General features: G+C 26.8%; 19 protein-coding genes. 16 read left to right on the top strand and 3 right to left on the bottom strand.

Annotated features, from left to right (window positions below; all coding sequences use genetic code 11):
- The first annotated feature begins 94 nt into the window (after nucleotides 1–94).
- The 5 genes from ABDZ60_RS08830 (at nucleotide 95) to ABDZ60_RS08810 (ending at nucleotide 2896) form a co-directional block, all read left to right on the top strand.
- Entirely contained in the window at nucleotides 95–409 is a 315-nt protein-coding gene (locus ABDZ60_RS08830) for a rhodanese-like domain-containing protein (protein WP_051993180.1), read from the top strand.
- Nucleotides 410–673: 264 nt separating this feature from the next.
- Nucleotides 674–1186 carry a translation initiation factor IF-3 gene (gene infC / locus ABDZ60_RS08825; RefSeq protein WP_040437019.1) on the top strand — a complete coding sequence of 171 codons (513 nt, stop codon included), beginning with the start codon at nucleotides 674–676 and terminating at the stop codon, nucleotides 1184–1186.
- 20 nt (nucleotides 1187–1206) lie between these two features.
- Nucleotides 1207–1404: a 50S ribosomal protein L35 gene (gene rpmI, locus ABDZ60_RS08820; RefSeq protein ID WP_005211352.1), complete on the top strand. Its 198-nt coding sequence runs from the start codon at nucleotides 1207–1209 to the stop codon at nucleotides 1402–1404.
- A 26-nt stretch (nucleotides 1405–1430) separates the two neighbouring features.
- Entirely contained in the window at nucleotides 1431–1787 is a 357-nt protein-coding gene (rplT, locus tag ABDZ60_RS08815; protein ID WP_016208574.1) for a 50S ribosomal protein L20, read from the top strand.
- Between the two features lie 182 nt (nucleotides 1788–1969).
- The gene (locus ABDZ60_RS08810; RefSeq protein WP_016208573.1) at nucleotides 1970–2896 is read left to right on the top strand and encodes a patatin-like phospholipase family protein; all 927 of its coding nucleotides are present in this window, start codon (nucleotides 1970–1972) and stop codon (nucleotides 2894–2896) included.
- A 31-nt stretch (nucleotides 2897–2927) separates the two neighbouring features.
- On the opposite strand, the gene ABDZ60_RS08805 is transcribed toward ABDZ60_RS08810, so the two are convergent.
- Nucleotides 2928–3482 carry a hypothetical protein gene (locus tag ABDZ60_RS08805; protein WP_016208572.1) on the bottom strand — a complete coding sequence of 185 codons (555 nt, stop codon included), beginning with the start codon at nucleotides 3480–3482 and terminating at the stop codon, nucleotides 2928–2930.
- A 313-nt stretch (nucleotides 3483–3795) separates the two neighbouring features.
- Here ABDZ60_RS08805 and ABDZ60_RS08800 point away from each other — a divergent pair, with 313 nt between their 5' ends.
- From ABDZ60_RS08800 to ABDZ60_RS08750, 11 genes are all read left to right on the top strand, one after another.
- The gene (locus tag ABDZ60_RS08800) at nucleotides 3796–5553 is read left to right on the top strand and encodes a helicase-related protein (RefSeq protein ID WP_016208571.1); all 1758 of its coding nucleotides are present in this window, start codon (nucleotides 3796–3798) and stop codon (nucleotides 5551–5553) included.
- Nucleotides 5554–5598: 45 nt separating this feature from the next.
- Nucleotides 5599–6015 carry a DUF3785 family protein gene (locus ABDZ60_RS08795; RefSeq protein WP_016208570.1) on the top strand — a complete coding sequence of 139 codons (417 nt, stop codon included), beginning with the start codon at nucleotides 5599–5601 and terminating at the stop codon, nucleotides 6013–6015.
- A 72-nt stretch (nucleotides 6016–6087) separates the two neighbouring features.
- Nucleotides 6088–6225, top strand: coding sequence for a clostri-philic family protein (locus ABDZ60_RS08790; protein WP_016208569.1), 138 nt, complete (start codon nucleotides 6088–6090; stop codon nucleotides 6223–6225).
- 146 nt (nucleotides 6226–6371) lie between these two features.
- The gene (locus ABDZ60_RS08785) at nucleotides 6372–7151 is read left to right on the top strand and encodes a YdcF family protein (protein ID WP_343777549.1); all 780 of its coding nucleotides are present in this window, start codon (nucleotides 6372–6374) and stop codon (nucleotides 7149–7151) included.
- Nucleotides 7152–7251: 100 nt separating this feature from the next.
- Nucleotides 7252–7635: an NUDIX hydrolase gene (locus tag ABDZ60_RS08780; RefSeq protein WP_047000539.1), complete on the top strand. Its 384-nt coding sequence runs from the start codon at nucleotides 7252–7254 to the stop codon at nucleotides 7633–7635.
- A 371-nt stretch (nucleotides 7636–8006) separates the two neighbouring features.
- The gene (locus ABDZ60_RS08775) at nucleotides 8007–8252 is read left to right on the top strand and encodes a TM1266 family iron-only hydrogenase system putative regulator (protein WP_343777546.1); all 246 of its coding nucleotides are present in this window, start codon (nucleotides 8007–8009) and stop codon (nucleotides 8250–8252) included.
- Between the two features lie 72 nt (nucleotides 8253–8324).
- The gene (hydE, locus tag ABDZ60_RS08770; RefSeq protein WP_343777544.1) at nucleotides 8325–9434 is read left to right on the top strand and encodes a [FeFe] hydrogenase H-cluster radical SAM maturase HydE; all 1110 of its coding nucleotides are present in this window, start codon (nucleotides 8325–8327) and stop codon (nucleotides 9432–9434) included.
- 34 nt (nucleotides 9435–9468) lie between these two features.
- Nucleotides 9469–10845, top strand: a complete 1377-nt coding sequence (hydG, locus tag ABDZ60_RS08765) for a [FeFe] hydrogenase H-cluster radical SAM maturase HydG (RefSeq protein WP_047000541.1) — start codon at nucleotides 9469–9471, stop codon at nucleotides 10843–10845.
- 12 nt (nucleotides 10846–10857) lie between these two features.
- Nucleotides 10858–12066 (top strand): [FeFe] hydrogenase H-cluster maturation GTPase HydF, encoded by a 1209-nt coding sequence (gene hydF, locus ABDZ60_RS08760; protein WP_343777542.1) that lies wholly within the window; start codon nucleotides 10858–10860, stop codon nucleotides 12064–12066.
- A gap of 37 nt (nucleotides 12067–12103) precedes the next feature.
- Nucleotides 12104–13342 carry an NAD(P)-dependent oxidoreductase gene (locus ABDZ60_RS08755; protein WP_343777540.1) on the top strand — a complete coding sequence of 413 codons (1239 nt, stop codon included), beginning with the start codon at nucleotides 12104–12106 and terminating at the stop codon, nucleotides 13340–13342.
- Between the two features lie 192 nt (nucleotides 13343–13534).
- Nucleotides 13535–14443 carry a PucR family transcriptional regulator gene (locus ABDZ60_RS08750; RefSeq protein WP_016208561.1) on the top strand — a complete coding sequence of 303 codons (909 nt, stop codon included), beginning with the start codon at nucleotides 13535–13537 and terminating at the stop codon, nucleotides 14441–14443.
- A 109-nt stretch (nucleotides 14444–14552) separates the two neighbouring features.
- Here ABDZ60_RS08750 and ABDZ60_RS08745 read toward each other — a convergent pair whose 3' ends face one another.
- On the bottom strand, nucleotides 14553–15116 hold the full coding sequence (locus ABDZ60_RS08745) for a chromate transporter (RefSeq protein WP_016208560.1): 564 nt from the start codon (nucleotides 15114–15116) through the stop codon (nucleotides 14553–14555).
- Entirely contained in the window at nucleotides 15109–15690 is a 582-nt protein-coding gene (locus ABDZ60_RS08740) for a chromate transporter (RefSeq protein WP_047000544.1), read from the bottom strand. The genes ABDZ60_RS08745 and ABDZ60_RS08740 overlap by 8 nt, the downstream gene beginning before the upstream one ends.
- Nucleotides 15691–15798 lie beyond the last annotated feature (108 nt).

The following is a 15798-nucleotide window of genomic DNA, read 5'->3' as shown; positions in this document are numbered from 1 at the left end:
GAGGACTGTCTATGCGATAGTGCCTCTTATTTTTATATTGAAAGTTGTATATATAAATTTAAAGTATTATAATAATAAATCAAGAGGTGAAAAAATGAGTATCATAAAATTAATTAATAATGAACAAGCTCAGAAGTTAATTAAAGATAGTAAAGAATTATTAATAATAGATGTAAGAAAATTTAGTGAATTCAAAAAGTCAAGAATAGTTAACTCTAAAAATATACCTGTAGATGAATTAGAATGGGAACTAGAGGAACTAGAAGATTTTAAAGATAAGCCTATTTTAGTATATTGTAAAGTAGGAGCCAAAAGTAGTGTAGCATGCGCTATGTTGGAAGAAGAAGGTTTTAAAAAATTATATAATTTAAGAGGCGGAATCTTAGATTATACAGGAGCTATAGAATAAAATATATTGGTATAATATATGCTATATTTGTAAATAATAATTATGTAAAAAGATTGACACAACAAAAAAACAATGATACAATGAATGATGTATTTAAGAAGAAACAGCCGTTTCTCACCTTACGGCAATGCTTAGTAGGGTATGTAATTTTGTATTAATTTCTAGCTATAAGTTTAGTTAGGTTTTTATAAGATACTAGAGGGCGGCATAATATGTCCTCTATTTTTGTTGTGTTTTTATTTAAAATTTTGGAGGTGACTTGGTATAAGTAAGGATTTTACTTGTAATGAAGCTATAAGAGTTAAAGAAGTTAGAGTGATTGATTCAGAAGGTAATCAATTAGGTGTACTTCAAACAAAGGAAGCTCAAAAAATTGCGGAAGAGAAAGAATTAGATTTAGTTATGATTTCTCCAAATGCTAATCCACCAGTGTGTAGGATTATGGATTTAGGTAAGTATATTTATGAGCAATCAAAGAAAGAAAAAGAAGCTAAGAAAAAGCAAAAGGTAACTGTTCTTAAGGAAATAAGATGCAGTCTTACTATTGAAGAAAATGATATTGCAATAAAAGCAAAAAATGCTAGAAAGTTTTTATTAGACGGGGATAAAGTTAAAATCACTGTTAGATTTAAAGGAAGAGAAGCACAATTAGGACATATTGGACAAAAAATATTAGATAACTTTGTTTCTAAATTAGAAGACGTTTGTGTTGTTGAAAAGCCTGCTAAGCATGAAGGTAGAAACATGACAATGGTTTTAGGCCCTAAAAAAGCGTAACTTGAGAGGAGATAAGTATCATGCCAAAAATGAAAACCCACAGAGGTGCAGCAAAGAGATTTAAGAAAACTGGAACTGGAAAGTTAAAAAGAGCGAAAGCTTTTAAGAGTCATATATTAACAAAGAAAAGTGCTAAGAGAAAGAGAAACTTAAGAAAAGCTGCTTATGTTTCAACTACTCAAGAAAAAGCAATGAAGAAATTATTACCATACCTATAATATAGAGGTTTTTAGGAGGATTAAACATGGCTAGAGTTAAAAGAGCGGTAAATGCTCGTAAGAATCATAAAAAAGTATTAAAGCTTGCAAAAGGATATTATGGTGGAAAAAGCAGACTATTTAAAACTGCTAACGAATCAGTAATAAGAGCTTTAAGAAATGCTTATGTTGGAAGAAGATTAAAGAAAAGAGATTTTAGAAGACTTTGGATAGCAAGAATCAATGCTGCAACAAGAATGAATGGTCTTTCATACTCAAAATTTATGAATGGAATTAAATTAGCTGGAATAGATATGAATAGAAAAATGTTATCAGAAATAGCTATAAACGATCCAAAAGCATTTGCAGATTTAGTAGAATTAGCAAAGAGCTCAATTAAGTAGTTTATACTATTTATAAAACACCTTAAAGTTAATATTTTAAGGTGTTTTTATTTTATAAAAAAATTTAAAATTTAAAAAATGATATTTTAGTAGAGTTAATGAATATATTGATTAACAAAATTTATATGGTAGTTATATAATATATATAAGACTTACAAAGATTAAAAAAAGAGGGGATTAAAGTGAAAATAGGATTAGTATTATCAGGCGGCGGAGGAAAAGGAGCTTATGAACTTGGAGTTTGGAAGGCATTAGTATATTTAAATATTCATAAATACATAACTGTATTTTCAGGAACATCAATTGGAGCTTTTAATGCTGTATTATTTGCTCAAGATAATATAAAAGATGCTGAATCCTTATGGGAAGAAGTAACAATAGATAAATTAATTCCTATTAGTAAATTTGAGTTATTCAAAAAGGGAGTAGGTCTTATATTAGGAGGAAGAAATTTAAATATAGCTAAAAAGTATATGAATCAAAAAATAGAAGAAGGTGCAGTATCTAAAGAAGGTGCAAGAAATATAGTAGACAAGTATTTAAATATTAATATGATGAAGGAAAACAATAAGGTTTGTTATGCAGCTTGTACTGAATTGCCTGATTTTAAAGTAAAATATTTTAAAGTAAATGATTTTAATGAAGAATTGGGAAAAGAAATTATAATAGCATCCGCATCACTCCCATTAATATATGAGCCTACAGAGCTTTTTGGATGTAAGTATATAGATGGAGGTATTTGTGATAATACACCTATACAACCCGTTTATGGAGAAGGGTGTGATATTATAATAGTAGTATTATTATCTAAAGAAGCAAAAGTTGATAAAGCGTTATATCCCAATACTAAAATAATAGAGATATATCCAAGAAATTTAAATGAAAGTGTAATTAATGGAACATTAAATTTAGATGAAGAAGCTAAAAAAAATAGAATAAGAGAAGGATACGAAGATACAATATCTCTTTTAGAGCCAATTATGCAAATGACAGAATTTAAAAATAAAGTAGAAGAAGAAGAAAAGTTTCCCAGGTTATTTAAAATATATAACTTTATAAAAAGTATAGTAAGACATTATAAAAAAGATGATATCAGCATAGGTTTATAAATTAAAAAACTGAGATGATACTCTCAGTTTTTTAATATATTAAATTTGAATAAACATTATTATATTCATAAGTTAGGCCTTCATATATAAATTCTTTATGACTAATATTTAATAAATCACTAGGCTTTGTTAGGCCTGGAATTTTATCAGAGTCATATATGTTACTTTTAATTAAAAGGTGTGAAATAAATTCTGAACAAAAATAATGGTTGTCCCTTTTCATTGGTCTATTTATAGCAACTCCAATTAATCCTAATAGACTATATTTATATTTTTTTTGCTCTTTTAGGAAGCTTTTAAGTTCTTCTTTTAATAATTTATATTGGTTATTATCGACACTAATTTTATAAATGACACATCTGCTATTTTGAAATCTTTTATATACACCATCTTGTAAGTTTTCTTCTACAAGTCCACCTATAAAAGGAATTTGTGGAAAGACTCTTCCAAATGAATACATTTTTTTGAAGGAGTCATCAAAACTCAAGGAAACATGTACATATTCGTCTTTTGTGTAGTAATTAATACATTTTGAAAGTAGCGTACCAGTATTTGAAAACACTAAGTAAATATGTTTATTTTTCATATTGTAAAATCATCCCCCAAATAATAAATAATAATATAAAAGCATTCTATAGATATGATTATATATTATAAATCTTAAATAATCCTTAAGAAAATCTGAAAAAATACAAATTTTATTAAAAATATTTAATAGTTAATATATATATATTATGTCAATGATATATTAATGAAGCTTTATAATTAAATAAATAATAATTATAAAAAATAAATAATATTTGATTAATTAATATAAACTAGAAATATGCTTAGCAATAAGATATTATAATTTATAAATGGATCTTTTACAATAGGAATTTAATGCAAGAGGTGGTTATTTGAAAAAGAATGCAATGCAAAGGGAATTTAAAAAGCTAAAATCACAGATTGGTCAAATAGAAGAAATAGCACATAATTCAAAAGTAGGTGCTTTAATTGAACAAGAATCTTCATTAAGGAAAAAGATAAGACAATTAAAAGAAATGGAAAGCGAAGGATTTAAAGAGTTTTCAGATATAAATGAAAGATATGAAGAACTTTTGGAATATGTCTCTAAAAGATTACTGGATGATTATAATAAAAAGAACAATACAAATTTCGATTTCTATCAAGTAATAAGAGGAAATTATAATAGTTTTATAAACTCAGGATTTATGTCTGTATTAACAAAGCAACATATACCAAAGCTTATTTCTAAAGAGTTTGAAGAAAATTTCCCAAGTAATCCTAAAGATGAATACAAATTAGCAAGAAATATAAAGAGAAAGATTTATATACATCTAGGTGAAACTAATACAGGTAAAACCTATACAGCTATGGAAAGATTAAAAGTGGCTAAAAAAGGTGTTTATTTATCACCTTTAAGAATTCTAGCATTAGAAAACTATGAAAAATTAAATAATAATAATATTCCTTGTAATCTTTTAACAGGAGAAGAAGAAATATTAAAAGAGGGAGCAACACATACATCTTGTACAATAGAAAAGGTAGATTTAAAAAAAGAATATGATATAGCAATTATAGATGAAATTCAAATGATAGATGACTCTCAACGGGGAGCAGCTTGGAGTAGAGCCTTGCTTGGACTTAGGTGCAATGAAATCCATATTTGTGGAGCTTTAAATGCTAAGGCTGTAGTAGAGAAAATAGTAACTGATTGTAATGATGATTATGAATTTAAAGAATATAAACGAAGTATTCCATTAGAAGTTCAAGAAAATAATTTCAACTATAATAATGCAGAAGAGGGAGATGCTATAGTTGTATTCTCTAAGAAAAAGGTTTTACAAATAGCGCAGCAATATTCGGATTTAGGTATAAAAACTAGTATAATTTATGGGGATTTACCTCCAGAGGTTAGAAGAAAACAATATGATATGTTTATAAGCAAAGAAAATAAAGTTCTTATAACTACTGATGCTATAGGTATGGGTGTTAACCTTCCAATAAAGAGAATAGTATTTTTAGATATACAAAAATTTGATGGAGAAGAAATAAGGTATCTTACATCACAAGAAATAAAGCAAGTTGCAGGTAGAGCCGGTAGAAAAGGTATATATGAGATTGGCTATGTAGCTACTGTAAGAGATAATCAGAAATTTATAAAAGAGAAGCTAGAAGAAAGAGATAAAATCATAAATTCAGCTGTGATAGGACCTTCAGAAGCTATATTAAATATTAAAAGCTTACCTCTTAATGAAAAATTAGCTTTATGGGCAACGAGGGAAGAATCTATAGATTATTATAGAAAAATGGATATAAACGAATATTTAGTTATACTAGATAGTATTAAGAGATATAAGTTGAAGGAAGAAGTTCAGTGGGATCTATTAAAAATACCATTTGATATATCAAAAGAAGAGCTTATGAATACATTTTTAGATTATGTTGAAGAGTTATTTGTTATAAAAAATAAAGCAATAACTAGACCACAATGTTTTAAGGGAAATTTAGATGAGCTTGAATGCTATTATCAAAGGATAAATATTTACTATTCATTTTGTAAAATATTCAATTTGGAATTTGATTTTAAATGGATACATGAAGAAAGGCTTAAAGTAAGTGAAGAGATAAACGAAATATTAGTTAGGCTTTAGTTAAAATAATAAAAGTAAAATAACTAATCTTGAAAGGAAGATAAAATGATATATAAATTTAAATTTGAAGACAAGGAATATACTTTAGAAGAGGAAAACTTAGAATATTTTGCAAATGATGAAAATGAAGAACTTCAAGAATTTGATACTGAAAAGGTATTAGAATTACTTTCAAATAGCAATGAAGCAGAATTTCAAAATGCATATTATGAAAGTTGTTGTAGCAATTGTAGGGCAGGAAAAGAAGAAAAAAAGAAAGTTTTTGACTTCTTAGAGTTCTATTTTTATGCTTATGGAAAAAATAATAAATTTATTACAAGCAGTATAGATAATCAATACGATAAAAAATCTTTCACTAGGCTAAATAGAGAAGGTATAGTAGATAAGAGTTACTTAGTTACAGTAATAGTTTGTAAAAATTGTGGTATGTATTCTATAGAAGTAGAAGAATTTGAACTGTAATTTATAAAGTAAATAAATGATGTATTAAAAAATTTTTGGGGTATAAAATACTTTTGAAAGGATGTGTTTTATATGTCAAGGAATACAAAAAGTAAAAATCCTATGCAAAAGGGATTAAGAAGACAAAAGTTACATGAAAATCAAAATAATATTGGAAATGATAAAAATAAAAATGAATATACAGATTTTGATGGAGAACCAATAAAATAATTTAAACTTAAAATAGCTAAGATTATATTTTTATAATTTTAGCTATTTTTTAATTCTTAATATTAAGTTAAGGTTAATATTAAATTGTTATAAAAATGTATAATTATGATAATATATAATGAGAATAAATATAAAGGGGCTTGGTTATGAGTAAGAAATTAGACTTGATAATAGGAACAATTATAATTATATATTCTATAAGCATAAACCTATTATTTGGGAAAATAACTTTTAGTGAAGTTTTCTTTGCATTAGGAGTTATTTTAATTATTTATCATTATATAAAAAATAAATTGAGAAAATATTTTAATAAGAAATTCAAAAGCAAAAAAATAATTAATATAGGTAAATACTGTATAATAGCTATTATTTTGTTTTTTATGATTATAGAATGTGCAATAGTTATATTTCCTAAAAAAGATAATAGTTATTCTAATTATGTTATAGTTCTTGGTGCAGGAGTTAAAGGAAAAAGGCCGAGCCTTACATTAAAACAAAGATTAGATACAACAATTAAATATATTAATAATCAAGACAAGAAACCTAAGATAATAGTATCAGGGGGACAAGGTCCAGGTGAAGATATATCAGAGGCGCAAGCAATGAAAAAATATTTAGTAGATAATGGAATAAAAGAAGAACTGATAATAATGGAAAAAAAGTCTACAAATACAAATGAAAATTTATTATTTTCAAAAGATATATTAGAAAATGAGACATCTAAGAGTGTATCAGATTTAGATATAAAAATAATAACTTCAGATTTTCATGCATTTAGAAGTAATATGATAGCAAAGAAACTAAATTATAATACAGTTAGCTTTTATACAAACAACACATTACCTTTATTAGTTCCAGTTATGTATTCTAGAGAGTTACTAGCAGTAATTAAATCTTATCTAATAGATATAAAAAATAATTTATAAAATTATATAAAGGTAAAAGAAAATTATTGTAGAATATTAGATTAGGTAAGAAATAATATAAGTAATTAAGAATATAGACGAGGTATAAGGGGGAAATAATATGTCTAAGGTTACTTCCTGTTCAATAGTGATTAAGGATGATTTTAAAAATGTATTTATTGTAAAAAAGAAAGTAAAGAAAAATGAACAGGAATTTTGGTACAATGTAGGGAAAAAATTAAAAGGAAGAGAATCCGAAGAAAAATGTATTTCACGTGCTATAAAGGAAGATTTAAAATCTATAGTCTTTAATGTAGAGAAAATAGATAATATAGTAAATGAAGAAAATAAAGAAATATATGCAGTTTATCAAGGAGAACTAAAGACACAAGTTACATATGGAAATGATATAGTTGAAGGAGCTTGGGTAAGTTTAGAAGAATTAGATAATTTTAATTTAGCTCCAGGAGAAAAAGATAAAATTTTAATGTATTATAATAAATAGCAAGAAGTGATGTCTTTAGAGAACATCTATTTATTAATGAAAGATGAAGTTCTATTGACATCATAAACTGGAATAATTATCATATAATTAATAAGATTAATATAAATTCATTTGTTTAGAGAAAAAGTCTTTATTCATTTGTTTTAATATTTATCTATATACTTAAATAAAAATATAACATCTAACAAAAAAGAGAAATCTAATTTGAAAGATAGTAGAAAATAATTTATTAAGAATAAAAGTTTATAAATTAAGCATACGCTTAGTTTATTTTATAATGTTATAAATTTTATTGTTAATATAAAAAGTCTATTTTCTTTGAATTAAGAAAGTAGACTTTTATTTTGCTTCACAAAATTAAGGAGGTAACTATGAAAATAGGGGTTATAAGTGCTATTTTAGAAGATCCAAATAAATGTAATTCTGAATTTAATGAAGTTGTTGCAAGCTTTAGAGGAAGTATTAAAGGTAGGATGGGGATACCACTAGAAAATGAAATATCAATTATATCTATAGTTGTTACAGGTGACTTAAATGAAATTAATAGTTTAACAGGAAAACTCGGAAATATTAAAGGAGTAACAGTTAAAACAGCTATTAGTAAGAAAGAGCTGTAGTAAAAAAGTATAAGTACATAATAAAAATAAACATAATAAAGTATCTATCAATGGATTTTTGGAGGAGTGTATATGGTAGTTAAAAATATTATAGATAAGCTATATAAGTTTAATAATGCTAGTAGGGATGAACTTATTTTTTTATTAGATAATCTAAATCAAGAAGATAAAACTTATTTAATACAGAAATCTCATGAAACTAGAATGAAAACTTATGGGGATAAGGTTTATATGAGAGGTCTTATTGAGTTTACAAACTTCTGCAAAAGAAACTGTGTTTATTGTGGAATAAGAAGAAGTAATACAGAAGCAGATAGATATAGATTAACAAAAGAAGATATTATGGAATGTGTTGATATTGGGGACAGGCTGGGCTATAAGACATATGTTCTTCAAGGTGGAGAAGATGATTATTTTACAGATGAAGTAATGATAGAAATAATAAGAATGATTAAGGAAAAATACCCCAATAATGCAATAACATTATCTTTAGGAGAAAGAAGTTATGAATCTTATAAGAAGATGTTTGAGGCCGGTGCTGACAGATATTTATTGAGGCATGAAACAGCTACAAAGGAACTTTATGATGAACTTCATCCAGGAGCTAGTTTTGAAGAAAGAAGGCAGTGTTTAAAAAATCTAAAGGAAATAGGATATCAAGTGGGAGCAGGCTTTATGGTTGGGCTTCCAAAACAAACTAATAAAGATTTAGTTAATGACTTACTATTTGTAAAAGAGTTGGAGCCTCATATGTGTGGAATTGGTCCGTTTATTCCCCATAAGGATACTCCTCTTAAAAATAATAAAGCTGGAACACTAGAAAAAACAACTACAATGTTAGCATTAGTAAGATTGCTATTGCCTAATGTTTTATTGCCATCTACAACTGCTCTTGGAAGTATAGATTCAACAGGTAGAGAAAAAGGCATAAAAGCAGGAGGAAATGTAGTTATGCCAAATTTATCACCAACTAGTGTAAGGGAAAAATATTCACTTTATGATGGGAAAATATGCACTGGAGATGAGGCTGCAGAATGTAGGCAGTGTATCGAAGGAAGGATAAGAAGGGCTGGATTTAAGGTTGAAGTAACAAGAGGTGATAATGTAGCCTGGGAAAAAGAGCATGGATATAAATTTGTGCAAGAAAAAATCAGAGCTGAAAATATAAGGATAATAAATTAAAATAAATAAATTATAAGTTATAGGAGTGTTTTATATGTTTATTGATCATGAGTATATTGAAAAAATTTTAGAAGAAGCTAAGAATGCAACAAAAGAAGAAATAAATGCTGTTTTAGAGAGAGCTAAGAAGAGAGAGGGATTATCATATGAAGATATAGCAGTATTACTTCAAGTAGAAGATGAGGTAGATTTGAAAGAAATATATAAATTAGCAGGAGAAATTAAAGACTCAATTTATGGGAAAAGAGTTGTAATGTTTGCTCCTTTATATGTAAGTGACTATTGTGTAAATAATTGTGTTTACTGTGGATATCAAAGATGTAATGAATTTGGAAGAAGAAAATTAACTATGGAAGAAGTAAGAGAAGAAGTTAAAATTCTTGAAAAAATGGGACACAAAAGACTTGCTTTAGAACTTGGAGAAGACCCTGTAAATGCTCCAATAGAGTATGTATTAGAATGTTTAGATACAATTTATAAAACTCAAAATGAAAATGGAGAAATAAGGAGAGTAAATGTTAATATAGCAGCAACAACTGTTGAGAATTATAAAAAATTAAATGAAGCTAAGATAGGAACTTATATTTTATTCCAAGAAACATATCACAAACCAACTTATGAAAAAATGCATCCCAAATCAATTAAAGGAGACTACAATTATCATTTAACAGCTTTTGATAGAGCAATGGAAGCTGGAGTAGATGATGTTGGCGCAGGAGTTTTATTTGGTTTATCTGATCCTAAATTTGAAGTTATAGGTCTTATGATGCATAATAAACATTTGGAAGAAAAGTTTGGAGTAGGATTCCATACCATTTCAATGCCAAGACTAAAGCCAGCTAAAGGAATGACTTTAGAGCAATTTCCTCATATAGTTGATGATGATATGTTCAAAAAATTAGTTGCAATAGTAAGAATTGCTGTACCATTTACAGGCATAATAATGTCAACAAGAGAAACTGCAGAGATGAGAAGAGAATTATTAAAATGTGGAGTATCACAATTAAGTGCAGGTTCAAGTACAGGTGTTGGAGGCTATAAGGATAGAGAAGAAGGAAAAGAAGTTTCTCAATTTAAAACATCAGATGAAAGAACTCCTCTTGAAGTATTAAAGGGAGTTTTAGATGATGGATATATTCCAAGTTATTGCACAGCATGCTATAGAAAAGGAAGAACTGGAGAAAGATTTATGACTCTTGCTAAAAGTGGAGAAATTCAAAATATGTGTGAACCTAACGCAATGGCTACATTATTAGAATTTGCTCTAGATTATGGTGATAAGGAAATATTAGAAAAATCAGAAAAAGTTATAAGTAAAGAAATAGAGAATATAAAAAGAGAAGATATAAAAAATGTACTAAAAAGTAACTTAGAAAAACTAAGAAAAGGACAAAGAGATTTATATATATAGGGGGAGCTTACCATGAATTCAACACCAAATGCAAATAGGAAGCATATTGCAGTGTTTGGGAAAACTAATGCGGGGAAATCATCACTAATAAATAAATTCTTAGGCCAAGAAATCTCAATTGTTTCAGAAACGGAAGGAACAACAACAGATCCAGTTCAAAAAGCTATGGAACTTATACCAGTTGGACCAATTTTGATGATAGATACAGCAGGTTTTGAAGATAAAAGTGAACTTGGAGAAATAAGAATAAAAAAAACATTGGATATTATTAAAAGAACAGATGTAGCGATTTATATTTTTGATATCAATGATATTGATTTAGAAAAATTTAAAGAAATTAAGAGAAGTTTTAAAAAGTATAACATACCTTATATAATTGTTATAAATAAATGCGATAGTGTAAAAGAAAATATATTAGAAGAATTAAAAAGTAAATTCAATGATTCAATATTTTTATCATCACAAACAGGTGAAGGTATAGATTTATTAAGAGATAAACTTATAAATATATTACAGCAGGAGGAAGAAGAACTTCCAATAGTAGGGGATCTGCTTGAATATAATAGTAAAGTAATTTTAGTTGTCCCAATAGACTCAGAAGCTCCAAAGGGAAGAATAATACTACCACAGGTACAATGTATAAGGGATTGTTTAGATCATGGAATAAAAAGTTATGTTGTTAGAGATACAGAACTTAAAAGTGCACTTGAAGATATAAAAGATGTAGATTTAGTAATAACAGATTCTCAAGCATTTAAAGAAGTAGATAAGATTGTTCCTAAAAACATAAATTTAACAAGTTTTTCAATGCTATTTGCAAGGCAAAAAGGAGACTTTGAAGAATTTATAAAAGGAGCATTACAAATAAAAAATTTAAATAAAGATTCAAAAATATTAATGGCAGAAAGTTGTACTCACAATGTTTCTCATGAAGATATTGGAAGAGTAAAAATTCCAAAGTTATTAAATAACTATGTTGGAGCAGAATTAACGTATGATTATAGCATATTCCATGATTTTCCTGAGGATATAGACAAATATGATTTGATAATTCATTGTGGAGCCTGTATGATTAATAGAAAAACTGTAGTTAATAGAGTAAATCAATGTAGAGAAAAAAATGTCCCAATAACTAATTATGGAATTGTACTAGCATATTTAAATGGAATTTTGGAAAGAAGTTTATCTTTATTTAATATTAAGTATGATGATATAATATAAAGACTGAATTTAACTAAAGAAAAGGGGAGTGTTAATTATGAAAGAATTAGTAATAGAAGCAAATAGATGTTATATGTGTAAGAAACCAAGATGCCAAGCGCACTGTCCTATAAATACTTCTATTCCAGAAGTTATAGAATTATTTAAAGAAGGGCAAATAGCAAAAGCTGGGGAAATATTATTTCAAAATAATCCATTATCATTAGTGTGTGCTATAGTATGTCCTCATGAAGATCAATGTAGGGGAAATTGTATTAGAGGGATTAAAGATGAGCCTGTAAGCTTTTGTGATATAGAGAAGCATGTATCAAAATATTATTTAGAAAACATAAAGCTTGAAAAAGAAAAAGAATTAGAAGAAAGAATTGCAATAATAGGTGGAGGACCAGCTGGAATAACTATAGCTTTTATATTAGCACAAAAAGGATATAAAGTTACTATATTTGATTCACATGATAAAATAGGGGGAGTATTAAGATATGGAATACCAGAATTCAGACTTCCCAATAGTATTATAGATCATTATGAAGAAAGATTAATTGAATTAGGAGTTAAAATAAGACCAAATACATTAGTTGGGCCTGTTTTAACCCTAGATAAACTTTTCTTTGATGGATATAAAGCTATATTTATAGGTACAGGAGTATGGAATCCTAAGACATTAGATATAAAAGGTGAAAGTTTAGGGCATGTACATTATGCAATAGATTATTTAAAATCACCTAGTGTTTATAACTTGGGAAATAAAGTATGTGTAATAGGAGCTGGAGATGTTGCGATGGATGCAGCAAGAACAGCAAAAAGAAATGGTGCTAAAGAAGTATATATTTTATATAGAAAAGGAATGGAAAATATACCTGCAACAAAAGCTGAGTTAGAAGGAGCAATTTCAGATGAAATTAAGTTTGAGTTGTTTAAGTCTCCTGTAGAGTTAACAGAAGAAGGAGTTAAATATATAGAAACAGAAAATGTTGTAGATGAAGATGGAAAAATCAGCACTATAGTTATTGAAGGAAAAGAAGGACTATTTGAATGTGATTCAATAATAATTGCTGTAAGTCAATCTCCAAAGAATAATATTGTTTCAAATACAACAGGACTTGAAACAAATAAGTGGGGGCTTCTATTAACAGATGAATATGGTCATACAACAAGAGACGGAGTTTTTGCATCAGGAGATGTAGTTACCGGAGCTAAAACTGTGGTTAGAGCAGCATCCCATGCCAAAATAGTTGCAGAAGAAATAGAAAAATACATACAAAAAAATAAATATTAATAAAGTTATAGAGGAAATAAAAAGATTGTAGAAGAAAAAAAGTTATAGGGCTACCTATAACTTTTTTGTTTAAAAATTAAGTATAATTAAGAAAGTACTACCTAATTTATTATGTTAATCATATAGATTATTAATTGAAACATATATATAATATAAGTATGAGAAGGATTTAAACTCAAAGAGGAGGAATATATGGTAGCAATTGTAAAACTATTAAATGAAGTATGTGAAAAAACTAATATTAGGGTTAGATTATTAGATTCTAGTAACAATGAAATTTTTGATAATTTACCAACAACGGAATCAAAGGTTATGAGAAAAATATCTGTAAAAGATAAAATTTATAAATTGATTTTAGAACAAGATGATATTAGAATAATACCAGCAATTGAGTATATATTAAATAAATGTATAACAGAAGAAAATATAATAGAAGAATTGCTTGAAGGGAAAAAGCAATGGGATGTATTGTTAGATCCATCAATAACTAAAGCAAATAAAATGTTACTTATTGAAGCTATTAAAGAAAATGAAGTTTTAGAAATAGTAAAGGATACATATTCCGATAATAATGTTTATATTGGAGAAATCTACGATAGAATAATTGTAATTGGGAATTTAGAAGATGAAAAAGAATATGCTCTTTCATTAAAGGAAACAATTATTCAAACTTTAGGAATAAATATAAAAATATGTATAAGTAATTTAGACTATACATTCGAAGGATTTAAAAAAGCATATAATAAATCTGTACAAACCTTAGAAATAGGAAGAAAATTCAAAATAAAGCCTGAAATATATTGTATTGAAGAAATGTATTTAGAAAAGGCTATTTTTAATTTATCAGATAAATATGTACAAGAGTTAAAGGAAGAATATAAGGATATATTTAAAAACTTAAGTCATGAATTAATACAAACAATTGAAGAAATATTAAAATGTGACTTATCTTTAACTAAAGCATCTAAAAATCTATATGTACATAGAAATACATTAATGTATAGAATTGAAAAAATTAAAAAGGAAACTGGATTTGATATACGTAATTTTAAGGAAGCTACTTTCCTTTATATTTTATATATGAACAGCAAAAGAAATTAATTAAATGAAAAATTAATAAAATAAGTAAAATTAAAAAATAACCATAATAAGTATTAGGATTTCTTATTATGGTTATTTTTATAATCATGTATATTGATATCTATAATAGTTATATATAAATAAACAAACCTAAAAAGCCTGTTAATGCTATAATTGTTAATGGATTAAACTTATATCTCCTAAGTAAAAATAGTGAAATAGAAAAAATTATAATAGCAAATATGTTAAGGTTATTCAAATTTCCACTTAGTGTAGTTCTACCTAAAAATGCAATTAAAATTATAGAGGAAGCAGATGATGCAATAAGACCAATTGAAGTTGAACGAAGACCTTTTAAAATATTTGCAATTTCTTCGATATCATTATGCTTTTTAAAAAAATTAAATAAGAAAATAGAAATAATTACACCAGTAATTACGCAAGCGAAGGTAGCTAATATTGCACCAAGGATTCCAGCTATTCTTAGGCCAACAAAAGTTGAAGCATTAATTGATAATGGTCCAGGAGTCATTTGAGATATAGTAATAATATCAGTAAATTCTTGAATAGTAAGCCAACCATATTTATTTACCATTTGGTCTTGAATTAGAGGCATTATAGCATAGCCACCACCAATACTAAAAGAACCTATTTGCCAAAAGCTTAAAAATAAGGTAATAAGGATATTAATCATTTCTGAGTCCTCCTAATTTTTTCTTCTTAACATATACTTGAGTAAGGCTGACTATTACTCCAAAAATAATAATAGCTAGTACATTTACATTAAAGAAGAAGCTAGCTATAAATGATAGAGGAACTAAAAGTGATAGTAATAAATTTTTTTTCTTAAATACATCTTGGCTCATATCAATAACTAGATCTACAATTGTAGCTGCAACACCGGCTTCCATTCCTTTAAGAACTGAAGAAATAATCATATTACTTCTGAATGCTTCGTAGAAGAAAGATATAATAGATAATATTAATAAAGGAGGTAAAACCGTACCTATACATGTGATAATAGCTCCTTTTACACCTAAAAGGTTATATCCTATTAGTGAGGATAAATTAACAGCAATGGCTCCTGGATTCGATTGAGCTATTGCTGCCATATCTAGTAGCTCTTCATTATTTATCAGTTTCATATCTTCAACTAAATACTTTCTTAATAATGGAATAATTACGTAGCCTCCACCAAAGCTGAAGCAACTGACTAAAAATGTCACCTTAAAAAGTGAAAAATATAGCTTAAAACTTTTAATTTTCATGCCATGCACTCCTTATGATTTACTCTTATGCTTATAAGTATATAGCATGGACATAGGATAAGTATAATAGTATAATTTTATATAATATATAAACATTTAGTAATGAAT

It is taken from the genome of Clostridium sartagoforme (assembly GCF_039521405.1).
GTDB classification, from domain to species: domain Bacteria; phylum Bacillota; class Clostridia; order Clostridiales; family Clostridiaceae; genus Clostridium; species Clostridium sartagoforme.
The sequence above is the reverse complement of the archived record's forward strand: the minus strand, read 5'-3'. Positions and strand labels throughout refer to the sequence as shown.